This is a genomic window from Streptomyces sp. NRRL F-5727, from assembly GCF_000719555.1.
Taxonomy (GTDB): Bacteria; Actinomycetota; Actinomycetes; order Streptomycetales; family Streptomycetaceae; genus Streptomyces.
This window is the reverse complement of the sequence record NZ_JOGX01000101.1, coordinates 1-19,563: the sequence shown is the minus strand read 5'-3', so window position 1 is coordinate 19,563 and position 19,563 is coordinate 1. Positions and strand designations below refer to the sequence as shown.

12 protein-coding genes, 1 tRNA gene, 1 rRNA gene and 1 pseudogene are annotated in these 19,563 nt (G+C 71.9%); 3 read left to right on the top strand and 12 right to left on the bottom strand.

What is annotated here, in order from left to right; all coding sequences use genetic code 11:
- Positions 1–134 precede the first annotated feature (134 nt).
- Positions 135–953 (top strand): DNA-formamidopyrimidine glycosylase family protein, encoded by an 819-nt coding sequence (locus IF73_RS0135575; protein ID WP_031015315.1) that lies wholly within the window; start codon positions 135–137, stop codon positions 951–953.
- Positions 954–996: 43 nt separating this feature from the next.
- Positions 997–1,761, top strand: coding sequence for an SDR family NAD(P)-dependent oxidoreductase (locus IF73_RS0135570; protein WP_199806781.1), 765 nt, complete (start codon positions 997–999; stop codon positions 1,759–1,761).
- Here the strand turns inward: IF73_RS0135570 and IF73_RS42400 are convergent.
- The 10 genes and pseudogenes from IF73_RS42400 to IF73_RS38305 form a co-directional block, all read right to left on the bottom strand.
- Entirely contained in the window at positions 1,709–1,963 is a 255-nt protein-coding gene (locus tag IF73_RS42400; RefSeq protein ID WP_078868431.1) for a hypothetical protein, read from the bottom strand. The two genes, IF73_RS0135570 and IF73_RS42400, sit on opposite strands and share 53 nt — an antisense overlap.
- Positions 1,964–2,098: 135 nt before the next feature.
- Positions 2,099–2,569 (bottom strand): Dps family protein, encoded by a 471-nt coding sequence (locus IF73_RS0135565; protein WP_031015311.1) that lies wholly within the window; start codon positions 2,567–2,569, stop codon positions 2,099–2,101.
- Positions 2,570–2,728: 159 nt separating this feature from the next.
- Complete coding sequence (locus IF73_RS0135560; RefSeq protein ID WP_030495036.1) at positions 2,729–3,112, bottom strand: helix-turn-helix domain-containing protein; 384 nt, start codon at positions 3,110–3,112, stop codon at positions 2,729–2,731.
- 109 nt (positions 3,113–3,221) lie between these two features.
- A complete protein-coding gene (locus tag IF73_RS0135555) occupies positions 3,222–3,743 on the bottom strand; it encodes a CinA family protein (protein WP_031015309.1) in 522 nt (173 codons plus the stop codon).
- On the bottom strand, positions 3,740–4,414 hold the full coding sequence (gene pgsA, locus IF73_RS0135550) for a CDP-diacylglycerol--glycerol-3-phosphate 3-phosphatidyltransferase (RefSeq protein WP_031015308.1): 675 nt from the start codon (positions 4,412–4,414) through the stop codon (positions 3,740–3,742). Before pgsA ends, IF73_RS0135555 begins: the two co-directional genes overlap by 4 nt.
- A complete protein-coding gene (gene rimO, locus IF73_RS0135545) occupies positions 4,411–5,934 on the bottom strand; it encodes a 30S ribosomal protein S12 methylthiotransferase RimO (protein WP_031015306.1) in 1,524 nt (507 codons plus the stop codon). The genes pgsA and rimO overlap by 4 nt, the downstream gene beginning before the upstream one ends.
- Positions 5,935–6,016: 82 nt before the next feature.
- Positions 6,017–6,838: a helix-turn-helix domain-containing protein gene (locus tag IF73_RS0135540; RefSeq protein ID WP_031015304.1), complete on the bottom strand. Its 822-nt coding sequence runs from the start codon at positions 6,836–6,838 to the stop codon at positions 6,017–6,019.
- A gap of 262 nt (positions 6,839–7,100) precedes the next feature.
- Positions 7,101–9,920, bottom strand: a complete 2,820-nt coding sequence (locus IF73_RS0135535; RefSeq protein ID WP_037881572.1) for a DNA translocase FtsK — start codon at positions 9,918–9,920, stop codon at positions 7,101–7,103.
- 116 nt (positions 9,921–10,036) lie between these two features.
- Entirely contained in the window at positions 10,037–10,711 is a 675-nt protein-coding gene (locus tag IF73_RS0135530; protein ID WP_031015299.1) for a response regulator, read from the bottom strand.
- Between the two features lie 297 nt (positions 10,712–11,008).
- Positions 11,009–16,358: pseudogene (locus IF73_RS38305) on the bottom strand (HAMP domain-containing protein).
- A gap of 268 nt (positions 16,359–16,626) precedes the next feature.
- On the opposite strand from IF73_RS38305, the gene IF73_RS0135520 reads away from it, so the two are divergent.
- Positions 16,627–19,272 (top strand): SpoIIE family protein phosphatase, encoded by a 2,646-nt coding sequence (locus IF73_RS0135520; RefSeq protein ID WP_031015298.1) that lies wholly within the window; start codon positions 16,627–16,629, stop codon positions 19,270–19,272.
- A 104-nt stretch (positions 19,273–19,376) separates the two neighbouring features.
- On the opposite strand, the gene IF73_RS0135515 is transcribed toward IF73_RS0135520, so the two are convergent.
- A tRNA-Thr gene (locus IF73_RS0135515) sits at positions 19,377–19,449 on the bottom strand.
- Positions 19,450–19,454: 5 nt separating this feature from the next.
- Positions 19,455–19,563: ribosomal RNA gene (gene rrf, locus IF73_RS0135510) — 5S ribosomal RNA — on the bottom strand; the annotation flags it as partial.

Sequence of the window (19,563 nt, the reverse complement as noted above, 5' to 3'; positions counted from 1 at the left end):
GACCACGGCACCGCCCGACCCCCGACCGCCCGACCACGGCACCGCCCGACCCCCGACCGCCCGACCACGGCACCGCTCGACCACGGAACCGCCCGACCCCGACCCCCCGAACACCTGCCCCCGGAGAACCGCCCATGCCCGAAGGAGACACCGTCTGGCAGGTCGCCCATCGGCTGCACGAGGCGCTGGCCGGGCGGGTGCTGACTCGCGCGGATCTGCGGGTGCCCCGGTTCGCGACCGCCGACCTCACCGGCCGCGCGGTCCTGGACGTCACCCCGCGCGGCAAGCACCTGCTGACCCGGATCGACGGCGGGCTCACCCTCCACTCGCACCTGCGGATGGACGGGGCGTGGAAGGTGTACGCGACCGGGGAGCGCCCGCGCGGCGGCCCCGGGCACCAGATCCGCGCCATCCTCGGAAACGAGCGGTACACCGCGTATGGCTACCGCCTCCCGGTCCTGGAGCTGATCCGTACCGCCGAGGAGTCGGGGGCGGTGGGGCATCTGGGCCCCGACCTCCTCGGCCCGGACTGGGACCCGGAGGAGGCGGTCCGCCGTCTCCTCGCCGACCCGTCCCGCCCCCTCGGCGAGGCCCTGCTCGACCAGCGCAACCTCGCCGGCATCGGGAACGTGTACAAGTCGGAGCTGGCGTTCCTGGCGGCCGTCAGCCCGTGGCTCCCGGTCGGTGAGCTGGCGCCGGACCTCCCGCCCCGCCTGGTGGCGACCGCCCACCGCCTGCTGGAGGCGAACAAGGACCGCCCGGACCGGCGCACCACGACGACCCGCCGCCCCGGCACCCCGCTGCACGTCTACGGACGCGAGGGCCGCCCCTGTCTGCGCTGCGGAGCCGCCGTCCGCAAGGCGGAGCTGGGCGACCGGGTCACGTACTGGTGCCCGGCCTGCCAGCGCGGTCCCCGAGGGGAAAGCACGGGTCCCCGCCGGACCGGCGGCTGACACCCAATTGACGGTCCGTCAGATCCGGTCGTACGGTCCCCTCATGAGCCTCTCGGCGTACGACCTCACCGGCCGCAGCGCGTTCGTGACGGGCGCCGCGAGCGGTATCGGCCGCGCGAGCGCCGCCCTCCTCGCCCGGGCCGGCGCGACCCTGCACCTGGCGGACCGTGACGAGCCGGGCCTGAAGGAGACGGCCGCCCTGATCGCCCGGGAGGGCGGCACCGCCCATGTCCACCCCCTCGACGTGACCGACCGGTCCGCGCTCGCCGCCGCCGTGGCCGCGGCCGGCCCCCTCCACGTGATGGCGGCGGTCGCCGGGATCATGCACACCAGCCCGGTCCTGGAGACCCGCGACGAGGACCTCGACCGCGTGCTCGCCGTGAACTTCAAGGGGGTGCTCCACGCCTGCCAGGAGGCGGCGCGTTCGATGATCGCCGCCGGCACCCGGGGGTCGATCGTCACCATGGCCTCGGGCGCCATGGACACCGCGAGCCCCGGCCTGCTCTGCTACAGCGTCGCCAAGGCGGCCGTCGTCCAGCTCACCAAGACGCTCGCCGTCGAGGCGGGCCCCTACGGCATCCGGGTCAACGCGGTCGCGCCCGGCTGGGTGCGCACCCCCATGACGGACCGGCACGAGCCGGCCGCCCAGGAGCAGGCCGAGGCCGCGATGGTCCGGCACTCCCCGCTGCGACGGGTCGGCGAGCCCGAGGACGTCGCGCACGCGGTCCTCCATCTCGCCTGCGACGCCTCCTCGTTCACGACGGGTCAGATCCTGCGGCCGAACGGCGGCGTCGCCATGCCCTGGTGAGCCGCGCGGGCCGGGACGAGGCGGCCACGTGCACCGGCAACAGACTCAGCCCCCAGCCGCCGGCCGCCACCGCCCCCTCGACCGCTCCGGACTCTCCCGGAACCAGCAGCAGACGCAGTACCGCCCACCACCAGAGCCCCCCGACCACCAGCCCGACCGCGATCAGCGTGAGCGTCACCAGCGGAACCCGTCGCCGTACCATGGCCGCCTCCTGCGCTCGACGCTAGACCGGCAGGATCACCCGGCGGGAGGGCGCACCGGGGTCAACCCCGGCGCGCACCCCGCGCACGATCCGGCGGACGCCGCCGCGCGCGGCACCTCCCGCCATCCCGGCCGCCTAGGCGCTCTCCGCCTGGAACATCCAGGAATGCTTCTCGAGGTCGGCCGTGAGGCCGATGAGGATGTCCTGGCTGACGGGATCGGGGTCGGCGGTGACCTCCACCCGTTCCCGCATCCGGGTGATGACGGCGTCGAGCGAGGCCACCAGGATCCGCACGGCCTCCGCGTCCTTGATCCAGCCCTCGGGCACGGCGCCGATCGCGCTGGTGGAGGCCACCGTCGCCGCACGCCCGTCCGGGTTGACCCCGATCGCCGAGGCGCGCTCGGCCACCGTGTCGGAGTGCGTCCGGGCGGTGTCCACCACCTCGTCGAGCTGCAGATGGACGGAGCGGAAGCGCGGTCCGACGACGTTCCAGTGCACCTGCTTGGCGACCAGCGCCAGGTCGAGGAGGTCGACCAGGGCTCCCTGGAGGGCGTGGCCGACCGTCTTGAGGTCGGCGTCGGACAGCGGGCTCTTCACGACAGACATACGGAACTCTCCAACCAGTCGTACGTATCCCCCACCATGGCACGCCTGTCCGGAACCCGGCATCTCAAACAAAACACCACATACGCCCGCCGACACGACGAAGCCCCGACCGACACCCCCCGCAAGGGGGCGCCGACCGGGGCTTCGACCCGTTCGGTTTCAGGCGGCGACGACGTCCACGGCCTCCGCGGGCGCCTTGATGGTCACCCGCTCGGTGGGCACACCGGCCACCGACGTCACCGACACCGAATTGAGCATCGGACGGACCGGCGCCGGCACCGGTTCGCTCGAAGCCGCCGACTCGGCCAGTTCGGCCAGCGACAGCTCGTCGCTCACTTCGCGCATGAGCTCGGACATCCGTACGTCCAGCGCGTCGCAAATCGCGGAGAGCAGCTCGGAGGAAGCCTCCTTCTGCCCCCGCTCCACCTCGGAGAGATAGCCGAGCGAGACTCGGGCGGACGAGGAGACTTCGCGCAGAGTACGGCCCTGGCGCTGGCGCTGCCGACGCAGCACGTCACCCAGCAGGCGACGGAGCAAGATCATCGGTCGCTCCCTCCTCGGACCGCGTAGCCGCATCCTTCACGCCCCACCGTACCGCCTCGCGCCGCGGCCGTGCGGGGAGCGATGTCGTGTTCTCTCTGGGCTGCAAACATCAATTCCCCCCGTTCTGTTCCGTATCCTGTGCCCGCGCATTTTCCGAGAGTTCCGCGTGGAGCAGTTCCAGCACGCTCCGCACACTCTCTCTACGGATTTCCGCGCGGTCGCCGTTCAATCTCAACGACACCACTTTCCCGGCCGCCGCGCCTGTCGTGGCGGGTCCCGCGACCGCCACGTAGACGGTGCCGACCGGCTGCCCGTCCTGCGGATCGGGCCCCGCGACCCCGGTCGTCGCCATCCCCCAGTCGGCGCCCAGCCGGTCCCGTACACCCCGTGCCATCTGCACCGCGACCTCGGGGTCCACCGCCCCGCGCGCGCTCAGCAGGCCGGCGTCCACCCCCAGCAGCTCGTGCTTGAGGGGGGTCGCGTAGGCGGTCACGGAGCCGCGGAAACTCCGGGAGGCCCCGGGCACCCCGGTCAGCTCGGCGGCCACCAGGCCGCCGGTCAGCGACTCGGCGGCGGCCAGCGTGTGGCCCCGCTCCCCGAGCAGGGCGAGCACCCGGGCCGCCTCGCTCATCGCGCCGACGTCTCCGCGCGGGCGGCGGCCCGCTCGGCCGCGAGCCCGCGGCGCCGCAGGACGACCGCCTGTCGCACATAATCCAGACCGGTGACGACGGTCAGCACGACCGCGACCGCCATCACCCAGAAGCGCAGCGTCGCCAGCGGGCCGGTGAGCACCAGCACGTACATGCCGACCGCCGTGCCCTGGGCGAGCGTCTTCATCTTGCCGCCGCGGCTGGCCGGGATGACCCCGTGCCGGATCACCCAGAAGCGCATCAGCGTGATCCCCAGCTCGCGCGCCAGGATCACCGCCGTCACCCACCAGGGCAGATCGCCGAGGCCCGACAGACAGATCAGCCCGGCCGCCATGATCGCCTTGTCGGCGATCGGGTCGGCGATCTTCCCGAAGTCGGTGACCAGGTTGTACGTGCGGGCCAGATGTCCGTCGAAGACGTCCGTGATCATGGCGACGGCGAACGCCGCCCACGCCCAGGCCCGCCAGACCGGGTCGTGCCCGCCGTCCTGGAGGAGCAGCACCACGAAGCCCGGCACGAGGACGAGCCGGATCATGGTGAGGATGTTGGCGATGTTCCACACGCTGACGGGGTTCACGGCCGCCGTGCCCAGCTTGCCGCGGGGCGCGGGCCTTCCGGTCCCGCCCGTCGCGGATGCCGGGACTCCGGTCATCTGCCCACCTCCTCGGCAACGGGGGTCTGGGGGTCGCTCCCCAGCACGTCGCAGTACTCCGCCACGAGGTCGACGCCCTCGGTGCCCACGACCTTCGCCCTGACCATACGGCCCGGAGCCAGGTCCAGGCGTGCACCGCCACCGTCGACGAGGTAGACCTGTCCGTCCGTCTCCGGAGCCTGGTGGGCGGCGCGGCCGATCCAGCCGTCCTCCTCGTCCTCGGACTCCACCAGTACCTCCAGCATCTCTCCGATCCGCTCCTCGGCGCGCTGCGCCGTGAGCTCCTCGGCGAGCCGGGAGAGGTGGGCGAGACGCGCGTCCACGACCTCCTGGTCGAGCTTGTGCTCGTACGTGGCGGCCTCGGTGCCGTCCTCGTCGGAGTAGCCGAAGACGCCGATGGCGTCGAGCCGGGCGTGGGTGATGAAGCGTTCCAGCTCGGCGAAGTCGGCCTCGGTCTCGCCGGGGAAGCCGACGATGAAGTTGGAGCGGGCACCGGCCGTCGGGGCCTTCTCGCGGATCGTCGCGAGCAGGTCGAGGAAGCGGTCGGTGTCGCCGAAGCGGCGCATGGCGCGCAGCACGTCCGGGGCGCTGTGCTGGAACGACAGGTCGAAGTAGGGCACGACCTTGTCGGTGGAGGTCAGCACGTCGATCAGGCCGGGGCGCATCTCGGCCGGCTGGAGGTAGCTGACGCGGACGCGCTCGATGCCGTCGACGGCGGCGAGCTCGGGCAGCAGGCCCTCCAGGAGGCGGATGTCGCCGAGGTCCTTGCCGTACGAGGTGTTGTTCTCGGAGACCAGCATGATCTCCTTGACGCCCTGCTCGGCGAGCCACCGCGTCTCGTTGAGCACGTCCGAGGGACGGCGGGAGACGAAGCTGCCGCGGAAGGACGGGATGGCGCAGAAGGAGCAGCGGCGGTCGCAGCCGGAGGCCAGCTTCACGGAGGCGACGGGGCTGCGGTCGAGACGGCGGCGGAGCGGCGCGCGCGGGCCGGAGGCGGGCGCGAGGCCCTCGGGCAGGTCGCCCGGGACGTTCTGCGGCTCCTCGGCGGCTCCGTGGCCCGGGAGGGCGACCTCGGCGGCGGCCTGCTGGCGGTCGACCGGGGAGAGCGGGAGGAGCTTGCGCCGGTCACGCGGGGTGTGCGCCTCGACACTGCCGCCGCTGAGGATGGTCTGGAGGCGGTTGGAGATGTCGGCGTAGTCGTCGAAGCCGAGCACGCCGTCGGCCTCGGGGAGCGCCTCGGCCAGCTCCTTGCCGTAGCGCTCGGCCATGCAGCCGACGGCGACGACGGCCTGGGTGCGGCCGTGGTCCTTCAGATCATTGGCTTCGAGGAGGGCGTCGACGGAGTCCTTCTTGGCGGCTTCGACGAAGCCGCAGGTGTTGACGACGGCGACGTCCGCTTCCTCGGCGTTCTCGACGAGCTCCCAGCCGTCCGCTGCCAAGCGGCCTGCGAGCTCCTCCGAGTCCACCTCGTTACGGGCGCAGCCGAGAGTGACAAGGGCGACGGTACGGCGTTCGGGCATGGACTCAAGACTACTTCGTCCCGGACGTGACCCCGTCGCTCAGGGTTCACCTGCGCGACGGAGGTCACACCGGACGCACCGGTCAGCCGGCCTCGGGGTCGCCCTTGGTGTAGCTGAGCCGCTCCACCTGGCCGTCCTCGAACTTCTCGGAGACCTTCTTGCCGTTCACGTAGAGCTCGATCGCGCCGGCGTTGCCGAGGACGAGGTCGACCTGCTCGTCGTCCTGGAAGGTCTTGGTGTCGCCCTCCTGGAGGAAGCCGTCGAAGAGCATCTTGCCGTCGGACGCCTTGGCCGAGATCCAGCTCTTGCCGTCGGCGGTGAGCTTGACCGTGACCTTGTCGGCCGGGACGGCCGCGATGGCGCTCTCGGTCGGCTTCGGGGCGGGCTTGACCGGCTTGGGCTTGGCGGCGGAGGTCGCCTTCTCCGGGGCGGGGGCCGGACCGCCCTCGGCGGCCGTGGTCCCCTTCGGGGCCTCGGTGCCGTTGAACATGGTGAAGCCGACGAAGCCGACGACGGCGACGATCGCCGCGACCATGGCCGCGGTCCAGTTGGGCCGCCGGGGCTCGGGGCGGATACGTTCCGCCTCGAAGAGCGGGGCGGCGGGGGTGGGCGAGGGACGGCCACCGTGCTCGGCGTCGTACCGCTCGATCAGCGGAGCCGGATCGAGCCCGACGGCGCGCGCGAGCGTACGGATGTGACCGCGCGCGTAGACGTCGCCGCCGCAGCGCGAGAAGTCGTCCTCCTCGATGCCGTGCACGATCGGGATCCGGACACGGGTGGAGGCGCTGACCTCTTCGACGCTGAGGCCGGCGGCGATGCGGGCCTGCTGAAGGGTGCGACCGATCGGTTCCCGGTCGTCTGACGGGAACGTCCGGTCGTCTTCGGGGGAGTTGCCGATGGACACGAGAGCGCCTTTCGAGCGTGTAGCCACCTGCTGGACGTTCAGTCTATGGGTGGTACGAAAGGGTGGGGCAACCGGGCGGGTTCGGTTTGTACGCCATGAGGCTGTACTTCGCGAGGATGGGACATCCTTCTGTCCCTCCGTCCAACTTGACGTACGGCCAGGGGAAACGGTTGCCCCCGGTTCCCTTACGAGTGAGTCTCGGCCCGGTCTCGAACGGATACCCCGGCCCGACCGCCCCACGCCTCCCGCCCGGTCGCTCGCCTCACTCCGCCGACTCGCCGCGGATCACCGCGAGCACCCCGTCCAGCTCGTCCGGCTTGACGAGGACGTCCCGCGCCTTGGAGCCCTCGCTCGGGCCCACGATGTTCCGCGACTCCATCAGGTCCATCAGCCGGCCGGCCTTCGCGAAGCCCACCCGCAGCTTCCGCTGGAGCATCGAGGTCGAGCCGAACTGCGTCGAGACGACCAGCTCGGCCGCCTGACACAGCAGGTCGAGGTCGTCGCCGATCTCCTCGTCGATCTCCTTCTTCTGCTTGGTGCCGACGGTGACGTCGTCCCGGAAGACCGGCGTCATCTGGTCCTTGCAGTGCTGCACGACGGCCGCGACCTCGGCCTCGGTGACGAAGGCGCCCTGCATGCGGGTCGGCTTGTTCGCGCCCATCGGCAGGAAGAGGCCGTCGCCCTTGCCGATGAGCTTCTCGGCGCCGGGCTGGTCGAGGATGACCCGGCTGTCGGCGAGCGAGGAGGTGGCGAAGGCCAGCCGGGACGGCACGTTCGCCTTGATCAGACCGGTGACGACGTCCACCGAGGGCCGCTGGGTGGCGAGCACCAGGTGGATGCCGGCCGCGCGGGCCAACTGGGTGATGCGGACGATGGCGTCCTCGACGTCCCGGGGGGCGACCATCATCAGGTCGGCGAGCTCGTCGACGATCACCAGGAGGTACGGATACGTCTTGAGCTCGCGCTCGCTGCCGGGCGGCAGCTGCACCTTGCCGTCCCGGATGGCCTGGTTGAAGTCGTCGATGTGCCGGAAGCCGAAGGCGGCCAGGTCGTCGTAGCGCAGGTCCATCTCGCGCACCACCCACTGGAGGGCCTCGGCGGCCCGCTTGGGGTTGGTGATGATCGGGGTGATCAGGTGCGGGATGCCCTCGTAGGCGGTGAGCTCGACCCGCTTGGGGTCGACGAGCACCATCCGGACGTCCTCCGGGGTCGCCCTTATCATCACCGAGGTGATCAGGCAGTTGATGCACGAGGACTTGCCGGAGCCGGTGGCGCCGGCGACCAGGACGTGCGGCATCTTCGCCAGGTTGGCCATCACGTAGCCGCCCTCGACGTCCTTGCCGAGCGCGACCAGCATCGGGTGCTCGTCCCCGGCCGCGTCCGCGAGCCGCAGCACGTCCCCGAGGTTGACCATCTCGCGGTCGCTGTTGGGGATCTCGATGCCGACCGCGGACTTGCCGGGGATCGGCGAGATGATCCGCACGTCGGGCGAGGCCACCGCGTAGGCGATGTTCTTCGTCAGGGCGGTGATCTTCTCGACCTTCACGGCGGGCCCGAGCTCGACCTCGTACCGGGTGACCGTCGGACCGCGGGTGAAGCCGGTGACGGCCGCGTCCACCTTGAACTCCAGGAAGACGTTCGACAGCGCGTCGACGACGGCGTCGTTCGCCGCCGACCGGGTCTTCCCCGGCCCGCCCCGCTCCAGCAGGTCCAGCGAGGGCAGCGAGTAGGTGATGTCACCGGACAGCTGGAGCTGTTCGGCCCGCGGCGGCAGATCGGTGGGCTCCGGCGCCGGCTTGGTCAGATCGGGTACGGGCCCACCCGCCGGCCGCTTGTCGGCGCACCGCGCGGTCGGCACGTTCGGCGGCGACTTCGGCACCGGCGGTACGGGCCCGGTGGCCCCGTCCGTCGCCCCGCCGGCCCCCGCGAGCGCGGCGTCCCGCTCGGCGGTCACGTCCCGGGTCAGGTCGGCCACCAGCGGCGACGGCGGCATCCCGTTCAGCACCGCGCCGTCGAGCGCGGCCGCCGCCGCGGCGGCCACGTCCACCGGGTCCAGACCGTGGTCGTGCTCGGGCGCCGCCGTCCGGGGCCGGGCGGTGCGCCCGCGCCGGTCCAGCGCCTCCGCCTCGGCCCGGTCCACGTCGTACGGATCGGCCGGACCGCCGGTGCGGCGCCGGACCGGCCGGGCGGCCCGCGGCGGCGCCTCCCGCCAGTCCTCCTCGTACGGCTCCTGGTCCGCGTACTCCTCGGCGGTCTCCTCGTACGCGGGCTCGACGAGTCCGAGCCGGACGCCGAGGGCGCGCAGCCGCTGCGGGATCGCGTTGACCGGGGTGGCGGTGACGACGAGCAGCCCGAAGAGGGTGAGCAGCACCAGCAGGGGGACGGCCAGCGCCTCCCCCATCATGAAGACCAGCGGCTGGGACGAGGCCCAGCCGATCAGTCCGCCCGCGTCCTGCATGGCCTCCGAGCCGGCGTCCCGGCCCGGCGCACCGCAGGCGATGTGGACCTGCCCGAGGACGCCGATGACGAGGGCGGACAACCCGATGACGATCCGGCCGTTGGCCTCGGGCCGCTCCGGATAGCAGAAGAGCCGGAAGGAGATGCCGCCCAGCAGCAGCGGCACCAGCAGGTCGAGCCGGCCGAAGGCTCCGGTGACCAGCATCTCGACCAGGTCGCCGACCGGGTTCTCCAGATGGGACCAGGTGCCGGCGGCGACGATCAGCGCGGCGGCGAGCAGCAGCAGCGCGAGGCCGTCCTTGCGGTGGACGGGGTCGAGCCCCTTGGCGCCCCGCCCTATCCCCCGGAACATCGCGCCGACACCGTGCGCGGCACCCCGCGCCACCTTGTACACGCCCCCGGTCGGGGACGGCGCAGGCCGGGCCGCGGGCCGCTTCGCCGCGGCCTTCTTCGCGGGCGCGCGCTTGGCGGGCGCGGCCTTCTTGGCCGCCGCCTTCTTCGCCGGCGGTTTGGCCGGAGACTTCGCCGTGGACTTGGCGGCCGCCTTCTTCGCGCCGCCCGTCGTCCGGCCGGCGCGCGATGGTGCGGTGCCCTGAGAACCCTTGCCGGACGTACGTGAAGCCATGATGCTGAGGTTACCGGTGAGCGGCCGGGCTGTCCGCCTCACCCGAACGTGTCGCCCTTGCCCCGGCACGAAGCTGACGGCCGGTCATCACGATCCGGCCGTCCGGTGACGGGGCCTCAGCTCTGCGCGGGCAGCGAGGGCGCGCCGCCGGTCCCCGGCTCCAGCGCGTCCAGCGCCCGCCGCAGCCCGGTGAGCTTGCGCTCCAGATGCGCGGCGGTGGCGACGGCCGCCGCGTCGGCCGACTCGTCGTCGAGCTGCTTGGAGAGGGCCTCCGCCTGCTCCTCGACGGCGGCGAGCCGGGCGGACAGCTCGGCGAGCAGCCCGGCGGCCTCCTTGCCCTGGCCGCCCTCGCCGCCGCCCTCCAACTGGAGCCGCAGCAGGGCCGCCTGCTCCCGCAGCTTGCAGTTCTTCATGTAGAGCTCGACGAAGACCGAGACCTTCGCCCGCAGGACCCACGGGTCGAACGGCTTGGAGATGTAGTCGACCGCGCCCGCCGCGTACCCGCGGAAGGTGTGGTGCGGACCGTGGTTGATCGCGGTGAGGAAGATGATCGGGATGTCCCGGGTCCGCTCCCGCCGCTTGATGTGCGCGGCGGTCTCGAAGCCGTCCATGCCGGGCATCTGGACGTCGAGCAGGATGACCGCGAAGTCGTCCGTCAGCAGCGCCTTGAGCGCTTCCTCCCCGGACGATGCCCGCACCAGGGTCTGATCGAGCGCGGAGAGAATGGCCTCCAGCGCCAGCAGATTCTCCGGCCGGTCATCGACCAGGAGGATCTTGGCCTTCTGCACCATGCCCCGTCCTCCTCGTCCCGGCAACGGCTCGACCCGGCTTCCGGAACCGCTGCCGGAACCGGGAAGAGCACCGGGCGCCGCCCCGGAGGACGGCTTCCTGCCGTCCGTCCTTGTGCCGGTCATCGTAGCCGCACCCCGCGCGCCGCCACACCCTGTCACCGTGATGTCACTGTGCACAGTTCGGAAACGGGGCGCGGGTCGAGAAGGTTCCCCGTCCCGGACGGTCTCACACGCGGGTGGCGGGAGTCCGCCGTCCGGCACCGGCCCGCGCGGGGTCCGGCACCGGACGGCGGGCCGTCACGCGTCCCGCATCCACTGCTCCATGACGGAGAGCAGGTAGTCCGGGTCGACCGGCTTGGTGACGTAGTCGGAGGCGCCCGACTCGATCGCCTTCTCCCGGTCCCCCTTCATCGCCTTCGCGGTGAGCGCGATGATCGGCAGCCCGGCGAACTGCGGCATCCGCCGGATCGCGGTCGTCGTCGCGTACCCGTCCATCTCCGGCATCATGATGTCCATCAGGACGACCGTCACGTCGTCGTTCTGCTCCAGGACCTCGATCCCCTCCCGCCCGTTCTCCGCGTACAGCACCGCGAGCCCGTGCTGCTCCAGCACGCTGGTGAGCGCGAAGACGTTGCGGATGTCGTCGTCGACGATGAGGACCTTCTCGCCGGCGAAGGAGAAGGTGCGGCGCGGCTCCGGGGCGGCCTCCTCCGGCGCCCCACCGGCGAACTCGGCGGCGGAGGCGTCCTCCGGGCCCGGCTGCCCCGGCACCGCGCCCCGGGTGCCGCCCGCACCGGCCGCGTCGGGCGTCTCGGCGACCGCCCCGGCCTTCCGCCGGTGCCGGAAGAGCGCCCCGGCCCCGGACCGCGCGTCGCTCCGTACGGGAGCGGGCGGGAAGTGCGGGAAGGTGTCCCCGGCCGGCCCCGCCTCGGCCTCCCGCCGCTCGTCGTCGCCCTCGCCCTGCCCGGAGCCGTGCGGCGGCACCTCGGTCGGGTTCAGCGGCAGGTAGAGGGTGAAGGTGGAACCGCGACCGGGCTCGCTCACCGCGAAGATCTCGCCGCCGAGCAGCCGGGCGATCTCCCGGCTGATCGAGAGCCCGAGGCCGGTGCCGCCGTACTTGCGGCTGGTGGTGCCGTCGGCCTGCTTGAACGCCTCGAAGATGACCCGCATCTTGCTGGCCGCGATGCCGATGCCGGTGTCGGTGACCGAGAAGGCGATCAGGTCGCCGTCGGCGTCGCGCAGCGCCCCGGCCTCCAGGAGCTGCTCCCGGATGGACTGCGGCACGTCGGCGCCGGCCGGCCGGATCACGAGCTCGACCGCGCCGGAGTCGGTGAACTTCACCGCGTTGGACAGCAGGTTGCGCAGCACCTGCAGGAGCCGCTGCTCGTCGGTGTGGAGCGTGGCGGGCAGCTCCGGCGAGACCCGGACCGAGAAGTCCAGGCCCTTCTCCGCGGTGAGCGGCCGGAAGGTCGCCTCCACGTAGTCGACGAGCTGGACGAGGGCGATCCGGGTCGGGGAGACGTCCATCTTGCCCGCCTCGACCTTCGACAGGTCGAGGATGTCGTTGATGAGCTGGAGCAGGTCGGAGCCGGCGCCGTGGATGGTCTCGGCGAACTCGACCTGCTTCGGGGTGAGGTTGGTCTCCGCGTTGTCCGCGAGCAGCTTGGCCAGGATGAGCAGCGAGTTGAGCGGGGTGCGCAGCTCGTGCGACATGTTGGCCAGGAACTCCGACTTGTAGCGCATGGAGACGGCGAGCTGTTCGGCACGCTCCTCCAGGACCTGCCGGGCCTCCTCGATCTCGGTGTTCTTGACCTCGATGTCCCGGTTCTGCCGGGCGAGCAGCTCGGCCTTGTCCTCCAGCTCGGCGTTGGAGTTCTGCAGTTCCTTCTGCCGGTGCTCCAGCTCGGCCGACCGCTCCTTGAGCTGCTCGGTGAGCTCCTGGGACTGCTTGAGCAGCACCTCGGTCTTGGTGTTGACGCTGATGGTGTTGACCGTGGTCGCGATCAGTTCGGCGATCTGGTTGAGGAAGTCCCGCTGGATCTGCGTGAACGGCTGGAAGGAGGCCAGCTCGATGACGCCGAGGACCTTCCCCTCGAAGAGCACCGGCAGCACGATCACGTGCGCGGGCGACGCCTCGCCGAGGCCGGACGAGATCTTGAGGTACCCCGGCGGCACGTTGACCTGGATGGTCCGCTTCTCCTCCGCCGCGGTGCCGATGAGGGTCTCGCCGGGGCGGAAGGAGGTCGGCATGGAGCCGGCGGAGTAGCCGTAACTCCCGCGCATGCGCAGCTCGTACGAGCCGTCGCCCTCGCCGACGAGTTCGGTGTCGTGGTTGGCGGAGCCGGTCGGCGTCGCCACGAAGAAGGCGCCGTGCTGGGCGGAGACCACCGGCGTCAGCTCGCTCATGATGAGCGAGGCGACGTCGTCGAGGTCCCGGCGGCCCTGCATGAGACCGGAGATCCGGGCCAGGTTCGACTTGAGCCAGTCCTGCTCGTCGTTGGCGAGGGTGGTGTCCCGCAGGTTGGCGATCATCGTGTTGATGTTCTCCTGGAGCGCCTGGATCTCGCCGGCCGCGTCCACACCGTCGATCTTGACGTTGAGGTCGCCGCGGGTCACCGCGGTGGCGACGGCCGCGATGGCCCGCACCTGCCGGGTGAGGTTCCCGGCCATCTCGTTCACCGAGAGGGTGAGATCGCTCCAGGTGCCCTCGACGTCCCGGACCCGGGCCTGGCCGCCGAGCTGTCCGTCCGTGCCCACCTCGCGGGCGACCCGGGTGACCTCCTCGGCGAAGTTCGACAGCTGGTCGACCATCGTGTTGATGGTGTTCTTCAGCTCCTGGATCTCGCCCCGCGCCTCGATGTCGATCTTCTTGGTGAGGTCGCCCTTGGCGATGGCGGTGGTGACCGCGGCGATCTGCCGCACCTGGCCGGTGAGGTTGTCGGCCATGCTGTTCACCGAGTCGGTGAGGTCCTTCCAGGTGCCGGAACCACCGGGCACCCGGGCCTGGCCGCCGAGGATGCCGTCGGTGCCCACCTCGCGGGCCACCCGGGTCACCTCGTCGGCGAACGAGGACAGCGTCGTCACCATCGTGTTGACGGTGTCGGCGAGTTCGGCGACCTCGCCGCGCGCCTCGACGGTGACCTTCTTCGTCAGATCGCCGTTGGCGACCGCCGAGGAGACCCGGGCGATGTTCCGCACCTGGCTGGTCAGGTTGTTGGCCATCAGGTTGACGTTGTCGCTGAGGTCCTTCCAGATGCCGGTGACCCCGCGCACCCGGGCCTGCCCGCCGAGGATGCCCTCGGTGCCCACCTCTCGGGCCACCCGGGTCACCTCGTCGGCGAAGTTCGACAGCTGGTCCACCATCGTGTTGACGGTGGTGACCAGCTCCAGGATCTCGCCCTTGGCGTCGACGGTGATCTTCTTCGACAGGTCGCCGCGGGCCACCGCGGTGGTGACCTCGGCGATGTTCCGGACCTGGAAGGTCAGGTTGTTCGCCATGAAGTTCACCGACTGGGTCAGGTCCTTCCAGGTGCCGGAGACCCCCTGCACCTCGGCCTGACCGCCCAGGATGCCCTCCGTACCCACCTCGCGGGCGACCCGGGTCACCTGGTCGGCGAAGGAGGACAGCTGGTCCACCATCGTGTTGAGGGTGTTCTTCAGCTCCAGGATCTCGCCGCGCGCGTCCACGTCGATCTTCTGCGACAGGTCACCCCGCGCGACCGCCGTGGCGACCTGCGCGATGTTCCGCACCTGGGCCGTCAGGTTCCCGGCCATGCCGTTCACCGAGTCGGTGAGGTCCCGCCACACGCCGGCGACGCCCGGCACCTGCGCCTGACCGCCGAGCCGTCCGTCGGTGCCCACCTCGCGGGCCACCCGGGTCACCTGGTCCGCGAAGGCGGAGAGCTGGTCGACCATCGTGTTGATGGTGTTCTTCAGCTCCAGGATCTCGCCGCGCGCGTCCACGTCGATCTTCTGCGACAGGTCACCCCGCGCGACCGCCGTGGTCACCTGCGCGATCTGCCGCACCTGCGAGGTGAGGTTGCCGGCCATGAAGTTCACCGAGTCGGTCAGCTCGCGCCAGCGGCCGGAGACCCCGTCCACCCGCGCCTGACCGCCCAGCCGGCCCTCGCTTCAGCTCCAGCATCTCGCCGGCCACGTCCACCGTGACCTTCTGCGACAGGTCGCCGTTGGCCACCGCCGTCGTCACCTGCGCGATGTCCCGCACCTGGCCGGTCAGGTTGTGGAAGGCCGTGTTCACCGAGTCGGTGAGGTCCTTCCAGGTACCGGCCGCGCCCTGGACCTGCGCCTGCCCGCCGAGCTTCAGCTCCAGCATCTCGCCGGCCACGTCCACCGTGACCTTCTGCGACAGGTCGCCGTTGGCCACCGCCGTCGTCACCTGCGCGATGTCCCGCACCTGCGTGGTGATGTTCCGGAAGACGGTGTTGACCGAGTCCGTCAGGTCCTTCCAGGTGCCCGCCGCGCCCGGCACCTGCGCCTGCCCGCCGAGCAGACCCTCGGCACCGACCTCGCCGGACACCCGGGTCACCTCGTCGGCGAAGGTCCGCAGGGTCTCCGTCATCTGGTTGATGGTGTCGGCGAGTTGGGCGATCTCACCGCGCGCGCTCACGGTGACCTTCTGCGACAGGTCGCCGTTCGCGACCGCCGTCGTCACCTCCGCGATCCCTCTCACCTGATTGGTGAGGTTGCCCGCCATCGTGTTGACGGAGTCGGTCAGGTCCTTCCACACGCCGGCGACCCCGGCGACCTCGGCCTGACCGCCGAGCTCGCCCTCCGTGCCCACCTCGCGGGCGACCCGGGTCACCTCGGACGAGAACGACGACAGCTGGTCCACCATCGTGTTCACGGTGTTCTTCAGCGAGAGCATCTCGCCGGCCACGTTCGCCGTGACCTTCTGCGACAGGTCACCGTTGGCCACCGCCGTCGTCACCAGCGCGATGTCCCGCACCTGCGCCGTGAGCTGGTTCGCCATGGTGTTGACGGAGTCCGTGAGGTCCTTCCACGACCCGGACACGCCCCGTACGTGCGCCTGCCCGCCGAGGATGCCCTCGGTACCCACCTCGACGGCCACCCGCGTCACCTCGGACGCGAAGACCGACAGCTGGTCCACGAGGTGGTTGACGGTCCGCGCGACCTTCAGGAACTCCCCGCGCAGCGGCCGCACCGTCCCGTCGGAACCCTCCGAACGCAGGTCCATCCGCTGTTCGAGGTCACCCTCGGCGACCGCCGTCAGCACCCGGCTCACCTCGGACACCGGCCGCGCCAGATCGTCGACGAGCGCGTTCGCCGCCTCGATCGCCGCCGCCCAGGCGCCCTCGGTCGCCCCGGCCTCGAGCCGTTCGGACAGCTTGCCCTCGCGCCCGACCACCCGCCGCACCCGCGACAGCTCGCCGGTGACGTGCATCTGCCGGTCCGCGACCTCGTTGAAGACGGCCGCGATCTCGGCCATCACCCCGTCGCCGGAGACGGTCAGCCGCCTCCGCAGGTTCCCGTCGCGCATCGACACGAGCGCGGACAGCAACCGCTCCAGCGCGGCCGCGTCCACCTGCACCGTCCCCCCACGGGAACGCCCGCCCCTCGCGCGCGTGCCGCTGCCGCCGCCGCGCCGCGCCGCCGTGCCAGACTCCACCGTGACCCTCCCGAAAGGGTTCGACCGTTCCGCTCCGGCTCCCACCGAAGCATTCCCAGTGTTTCACCGCGACCGAACCAGGCGATAACAGTTCGGCAGCTTCGCACAAGGTCCCCACCCTCCGAGGGCGGAAACCGCGCGGACCGGCATCCGCGGGGACGGTGAAGGTAAGTAACCTGGCATCCGGCTGTCCAGCCGCCCCGGTCCGCCCGGCGGGGGCGGTGTGGAGCGCGTACTACCACCGGGCAGCGGGAGGGGCAGACCGAGCATGGCGGAGCCGGGCGTCGAGACGCGTACGAGGAGTGCTGTGATCACCGCGCGGGCGACTGCCACCTTCGACCCCGTCGGACGGTCCGTCGCCGCCGCCCGGGCCTTCGTCCGGGACACCCTCCAGGGCTGGGGCCACCCGGAGCTCGTGGACGACGCCGTCGTCCTGACGAGCGAGCTGGTCACCAACGCCGTCGTGCACGCCGGCACCGCCGCCGAGGTCCTCTGCCTGCGCTCCGAGGACAGCATCCGCGTCGAGGTCGCCGACCGCTACCCGGAGCGCGAGATCCCGGTCCAGAGCGGCCCCGCGATCGCGAGCCCGGACCGGGAGAACGGCCGCGGCCTGCTCCTCTGCGCCGCCCTCGCCGACCGCTGGGGCGTCGACTACTCCCCCACCCGCAAACACGTCTGGTTCCATCTGGACCTCCCGCAGCGCCCGGTCGGCACCCGCTCGGCCGGCCCGGTCCTCCCCGACGCCCTCCTCCCGGTCGCCGACAGCCGGGTCCGCGTCGCCGTCGTCCAGATCGACCAGGGCGGCGCCATCACCTCCTGGAACGAGGACGCCGAGGAGCTCTTCGGCTACGCCCCCGAGCAGGTCACCGGCAAGCCCCTGGGCGACCTCGCCGCCTGGCCGCACACCCCGGGCATCGGCACCGGCCTGGTCGAGGCCCTCCGCCTCTCCCGCTGGGAGGGCAGTTACGGGCTCCGCCGCGCCGACGGCCGCGTGATCCCCGTGTACGCCTCCCACCTGCGGGTCCGTGACGCGGCGGGCGAGCCGTCGACGGTCTGCCTCCTGGTCCGGGAGGACGAGCGCGCGGTCCTCCAGACCCCGCAGCGCCCGGCCGCCGACCCCACCGCGGAGAGCCGCACCACGGACCCCTTCGAGGTCTTCATCGGCTCCCCCGCCCCCGACGACCTGGACGGACTGCTCCAGCGCACGGTGGAGCGGGCCCGGGACATGCTCGACGGCGACGCCGCCTTCCTCCTGCTGGCCACCGACGACGAGACGGAGCTGGAGGTCCGGGCGACCACCGGCCTCCCGGCGGCCCGCCAGCGCTTCGCCCGCGTCCCCGTGGAGACCGGCGCCAGCCGCTACGGCTCCGCCCGCATGCCCGCCGTCCACGAGGACCTGGCCGCCGTCCCCGGCGCCGTCCCCCTCCTCGAGGGCACCGGCATGCGCTCGGTGGTCACCGTCCCCCTGAAGGTGGAGGGCCGTCTCACCGGCTCCCTGGGCGTCGCCGCCGAGGCCGCGAACCGCTACTCGAACGAGGAGGCCCTCCGCCTCCAGTTCGCTGCCGACCGCATCGCCCTGGCCGTGGAGTCCGCCCGCCTGGGCGAGCTGGAACGCCTCCGCCGCGGCTCCCTCAGCTTCCTCGTCGAGGCGTCCGACCTGCTGGCCGGCACCCTCGACCGCGACCAGACCCTGGCCCTGATGGCCCAGATGACGGTCCCCACCCTGGCCACCTGGTGCGCGGTCTACACGATCGCCGACCCGGCCTCCGACCCGTACCTGTCGTACGTGCTCCACGAGGACGAGGACCGCATCGACGGCCTGAAGGCGCTGCTGCACTCCATCGCCCCGCCCGACCCGGTGCCGAGCCCCGGCGCCCGGCTCTGGACGGCCCCGGGCGACGCCGCCCACCGGGCCGCGCTGGCCGCCTCGGCCCGCGAGCTGGAGCACCTGGGCAGCCCGCTCTCCTCCGGCATCGACACCGCCCTGGCCACGGCCGGCACGGTCGCCGGCGAGACGGTCGTCCTGCCGCTGGTCGCGCGCAACCGCGTCATCGGCATGCTGACCCTGGGCCGCCCGGCCGAGGACCACTTCCGTCAGGAGATCCTGGAGCTCGCCGAGGACCTCTCGCGCCGGGCCGCCCTGGCCCTGGACAACGCGCGCCTGTACTCGGAGCGCAACGCCATCAGCCAGTCCCTCCAGCGCAGCCTCCTGCCGCCCGAGCTCCCCAAGATCCCCGGCGTCGAGGTGGACGTGATCTACCGCGCGGCCGGCGAGGGCAACGAGGTCGGCGGCGACTTCTACGACGTCTTCCCGATCAGGGAGGACGTGTACGGCTTCGCCATCGGCGACGTCTGCGGTACGGGCCCGGAGGCGGCAGCCGTGACGGGCCTGGCCCGGCACGCCCTGCGCCTGCTGGCCCGCGAGGGCTTCGGCGGCCCCGCCGTCCTGGAGCGCCTGAACGCGGCCATCCTCGACGAGGGCGCCCGCAGCCGCTTCCTGACCCTCCTGTACGGCGAGCTCCGCCCGCAGCCCGACGGCTCGGCGATCCTGAAGGTGGTCTGCGCGGGCCATCCGCTCCCGCTGCGCCTCCGCCCGGACGGCACGGTCTCCCCGGCCGCCGAGCCCCAGCCGCTGCTGGGCGTGATGGAGGACCTGGAGCTGTACGAGGAGACCTTCACGCTCGACCCGGGCGATGTCCTCCTCTGCGTCACGGACGGCGTCACCGAGCGCCGCGAGGGCACCCGCATGCTGGGCGACGACGGCCTCGCCGACGCCCTCAGGACCTGTACGGGCCTGACCGCAGGCGCGGTCGGCGGCCGCATCCTCCGCGCGGTCGAACGCTTCGCCCACGCTCCCGCCTCGGACGACATGGCCATCCTGACGATGCGCCTGAGGGAACCGGACCCGAGCTGACACCACGCGGCCGGCGTCTCCCGACGGAGACGCCGGCACCGCGCATCTGTTTCCCGGTACAAACGCAAAAAGGCCCCCGCCATCTGGCGGGGGCCTTTTCTCTGAGCCCTTTAACGGAATCGAACCGTTGACCTTCTCCTTACCATGGAGACGCTCTGCCGACTGAGCTAAAAGGGCGGGTTGTTCGGCGGTGTCCTACTCTCCCACAGGGTCCCCCCTGCAGTACCATCGGCGCTGAAAGGCTTAGCTTCCGGGTTCGGAATGTAACCGGGCGTTTCCCTAACGCTATGA

Bases quoted from the DNA above. Each gene is read 5' to 3' on its own strand.
- IF73_RS0135575 (WP_031015315.1), top strand. From the start codon at position 135: ATGCCCGAAGGAGACACCGTCTGGCAGGTCGCCCATCGGCTGCACGAG.
- IF73_RS0135570 (WP_199806781.1), top strand. From the start codon at position 997: ATGAGCCTCTCGGCGTACGACCTCACCGGCCGCAGCGCGTTCGTGACG.
- IF73_RS42400 (WP_078868431.1), bottom strand. From the start codon at position 1,963: ATGGTACGGCGACGGGTTCCGCTGGTGACGCTCACGCTGATCGCGGTC.
- IF73_RS0135565 (WP_031015311.1), bottom strand. From the start codon at position 2,569: ATGTCTGTCGTGAAGAGCCCGCTGTCCGACGCCGACCTCAAGACGGTC.
- IF73_RS0135560 (WP_030495036.1), bottom strand. From the start codon at position 3,112: ATGATCTTGCTCCGTCGCCTGCTGGGTGACGTGCTGCGTCGGCAGCGC.
- IF73_RS0135555 (WP_031015309.1), bottom strand. From the start codon at position 3,743: ATGAGCGAGGCGGCCCGGGTGCTCGCCCTGCTCGGGGAGCGGGGCCAC.
- pgsA (WP_031015308.1), bottom strand. From the start codon at position 4,414: ATGACCGGAGTCCCGGCATCCGCGACGGGCGGGACCGGAAGGCCCGCG.
- rimO (WP_031015306.1), bottom strand. From the start codon at position 5,934: ATGCCCGAACGCCGTACCGTCGCCCTTGTCACTCTCGGCTGCGCCCGT.
- IF73_RS0135535 (WP_037881572.1), bottom strand. From the start codon at position 9,920: ATGGCTTCACGTACGTCCGGCAAGGGTTCTCAGGGCACCGCACCATCG.
- IF73_RS0135530 (WP_031015299.1), bottom strand. From the start codon at position 10,711: ATGGTGCAGAAGGCCAAGATCCTCCTGGTCGATGACCGGCCGGAGAAT.
- IF73_RS0135520 (WP_031015298.1), top strand. From the start codon at position 16,627: ATGGCGGAGCCGGGCGTCGAGACGCGTACGAGGAGTGCTGTGATCACC.